General features: G+C 40.2%; 2 protein-coding genes. Both read left to right on the top strand.

Annotated elements, in window-relative coordinates; translation table 11 throughout:
• Positions 1 to 2426, top strand: a 2426-nt coding sequence (locus tag AAC033_RS18555) for a kelch repeat-containing protein (RefSeq protein WP_339740948.1), incomplete at its 5' end; no start/stop codon positions are given.
• 195 nt (positions 2427 to 2621) lie between these two features.
• Positions 2622 to 3936: sulfatase-like hydrolase/transferase (locus AAC033_RS18550; RefSeq protein ID WP_339740945.1), on the top strand; the 1315-nt coding region annotated here is incomplete at its 3' end.

Raw genomic sequence — 3936 nt, 5'->3', positions numbered from 1 at the left:
TCAGTCCGAATGGCTTTCTGGAGTTTGAGGATGAATTTGAAATTTCTTTCGATTACAAAACAACCCGGATTTACCCGAATTCAAATGATGGGTTCTTCGGATACGTGTTTCGGATTATTAGTGAAGAAGACTTTAATATAGACCTTTTAAGTGCACCTGTACCAAAAATTGAGTTAAATCTGGTCCTTGGGAATTCAAATACGATCATCCCTGTGTTATATTCACAAGACTATGTGAATCAATGGATCAATCTTCGCTTGAAATTTTTGCTAAGCGAAGACAAACTAATGTTTTACACACCCGACACTTTTTATGTGCAAGAGGGTGTTGGGTTTCAAAATCAGGAAGCATTCAAAATAATTTTTGGGGTCAACGATTATAAGCATTTTACGAATTCTGACGTTCCTTCGATGACCATTAAGAATGTTGAGATTTTCGAAAAGGGTAAATTAAAATATAGCTGGCTGTTAAATGAAAGGGAAGGCAATGTTGCTGAAGATAGGATAAAAGGATTGGAGGCACAGGTTACTAATCCGGTGTGGCTAATCAATAACCATGCAAACTGGCAGACGCAGTTGACTGAGGAAATAAAGGGTTCTGTAATTACTACTGTTAACGCGGAGGGAGGGGAAATTTTTATCCTTGGGCAAGATGAAATCACCGTTTACGATGCCCAAAAGAATAACATCAGTAAGCAGAAGTATGTCAACAAACCTCTGTTCATCAAGAAGAGTTATGAGGCAATCTATAACAGCTTAGACAATAAAATTTATTGTTATACAATAGATATCAAACAATTTTATGTTTTAGACCTTGCTACGGGCGAATGGGACAGAATCGGATCAAACGATGAGTTTGAAACGGAATACAGACATCATAATTCATATTTTAATTCAGCAGATAATTGTATTTATGTCTTTGGGGGTTATGGGATGCACCAGTACAAAAATGCAATCTGGAAAATTGATTTGGGAAATGAGACCTGGAGCGAACTACCTACCGATGACGAGATATTCGAGCCGAGGTATCTGAGTGGAATCGGTGCATTAAATGACACAGTCTATTTGTTTGGAGGTTACGGTAGTCAAACGGGAAACCAGTTGATCAATCCACAAAGTTATTTCGATTTGATTGGCTATTCAATAAAGGATAGTAGCTTGTTTCAGAAGTTCGAAGTTCCCCGTCTTATTGATGACATGGTTGTCGGAAACTCCATGTGGATAAACGACAAAACCCGTGATTATTACGCTTTGGTATTTAGTAAGATTAAATTCAACGGCGTGCTCCAGCTAATTAGGGGAAATCTGGATTCTCCAACGATTGAGAAGGTAGGTGACAAAATCCCTTTTAAGTTTTTAGACATTCGTTCAACCGCTGATTTATACTACTTGCCTGATCAGGATCAGCTTTATGTCTTGACCTCCTACCATGTTGATTCGACAACCCAGGTGGCCATTTACTCAATTAATAATCCGCCCAACGCGGCTCCTGTTGATGTTCCTGCGGAGATCAAAACAAGCAGTAATCTAGGATACTATGTTGCAATTGCGTTGATTGTTTTGGCACTCATGGTGTTTTGGATTATCCGTGGTGCAAAAAGGCGTCGGTCGACTTCAAGCGAAGCAAAGATTGCTGACGATACGGTGAAAGGTATGGACGATGTCGGCTTGAAGATTGAGGAGGTGCAGCCAAATCCAAAATATCACTTAATATTTTTCGGTGGATTTCAGGTATTTAACAGGGATTTCCAGGATATTACAAACAAATTCTCACCCTTATTGAAAGAGCTTTTTTTGCTGATCCTACTGAATAGCTATAAAAACAATAAGGGCATTTCGTCAGATAAAATTACCGAGGCTTTATGGTACGACAAATCAGAAAAGAGTGCACGTAACAATCGGGCAGTAAACATTGCAAAACTCCGTGGTATTCTGGAAGAATTAGGCTCGTGCGAATTGTCTAAAAAGACAGGATATTGGAAAATTGAGTTGAAAGACGATAGTGTTAAAAGCGACTACGTTGATTTTTTAAATATATCGGCATCGAAAAATAACCTGACCAAACAAAATGTCATGCATCTGATGGGGATTACCAAGAAGGGCGCCTTTCTTTCGAATGTGCATTACGATTGGTTGGATGATTTCAAAGCAAACGTTTCGGATCGAATTATTGACACTTTAGTTGTGTTCGCTAAGTCGTGTGATGTCAAAAAAGAAGCTGAGTTTATTGTTCGTCTTGCCGACTGTATTTTTAATTTCGATCAAGTTGATGAAGATGCGATGGTATTGAAATGCAGGGCCCAATATTGGATGGGAAAGCATACCCATGCGAAAGCCACCTACGAAAAATTCTATAAAGAATATTTTACCATGTATGGTCAGGAGTACGAAAAGGCATTTCTTGATATTCTTGAACTTAAAGAATAATTCGATTTATCCACGTTTGTTTGTCTTTTTATGACTTTGACTCATCTTTTAATCGGTTATCTGCATGGGTGTTATGTCGGTTTTTGTTTTCTGTCGAGTACAGGTAGGCTGCATTGTTAATTATTTTCATCTTTTATTAATCGATTATTAATTGCCTCCTGGTTTATTTGAAGGAATTTAATTTCCATAAAACAGATGAGCCTGACATTGGAGAAAATTGTATGCGTTTTTGCATTCGTTGTGATTAATTTTTCGGGAAGTTGCAATCCACTCAAGGAAATAAAAAAAGGAGCAAGTAAGCCCAATATTGTCATTATCCTATCCGACGATCAGGGAAATGCTGACGCAAGTTACCAGCGGAATCCACCCATCGTTTCGACTCCTTCAATAGATAAGCTGGCATTTGACGGTGTGGTTTTTACCAATGGCTATGCAAGTGGTTATGTTTGTGCTCCCACCCGTGCAGGCTTGTTGACCGGTCGCTACCAGCAACGATTCGGCTTTTATACAGCAAGCGACTCAAGGCAAGGAATGCCTTTGTCTGAGGTTACCCTTGCCGAAAGGCTCAAACAAGCAGGTTATGCCACAGGCGTTTTTGGGAAATGGCACTTAGGACTATCCCCTGATTATCATTCTTGTAACCGCGGTTTTGATGAATTTTATGGTTTTCTTGGTCACGGTGCACACGATTATTTCGACTTATCACTCATGGAAGATCCAGATGGATACCACCAGGCAATTTACCGTAATCTCACCATGATTTCGGATACCGGCTATTTAACCGACAACCTTGCCCGCGAAGCTTGCGCCTTCATAAAAAATAAAGCAAATAAGGAAAATCCATTCTTTTTGTATTTGCCGTTTAACGCGGTACATACTCCAATGCAGGCTCCCGAAGAGGACATTGCAAAGTTCAACACCGGCGACCACAAACGCGACATTCAGTTAGCCATGTTACACCGTATGGATATTGGTATTGGAAAAGTAATAGAAACGTTAAAAGCAGAAGGTGTTTACGAGAATACCCTACTTTTCTTTCTCTCCGATAATGGCGGCGCAAAAGCATCGAGTGCCATCAATTTGCCTTTACGCGATTTTAAACACAGTGTCTACGAAGGAGGACTGCGCGTACCGTTTATTGTTAGCTGGCCCGAAAAATTTAAGCCTTCGGTTTGTCACGAACCGGTAATCTCACTGGATATATTGCCTACTGTCTTGGCTGTAATTGGTGCCGAACTGCCATCTGACCGAATTTACGATGGAAGAAATATGCTCCCTGTCATCAACGGCAAATTAGATGAACCAATGCATCAAGAGCTTTATTTTGACGGTAATGATGGCTATTGGGCAGTGCGCCAGGGAGACTGGAAGCTGGTCTACTCGAAAAAGGGAGACTTGGAATTGTACAATCTGGATGAAGATCTGGTAGAGCAAAGTGATCTGTCAGCTATCCATCAGGACAAGGTGAAGGAGCTAAAAGCGAAGTACGAAAAATGGCGTTCCGAAATGG

It is taken from the genome of uncultured Sunxiuqinia sp. (assembly GCF_963974515.1).
In the GTDB taxonomy this organism is placed as follows: domain Bacteria; phylum Bacteroidota; class Bacteroidia; order Bacteroidales; family Prolixibacteraceae; genus Sunxiuqinia.
This window is presented reverse-complemented; position numbering and strand designations above follow the sequence as displayed.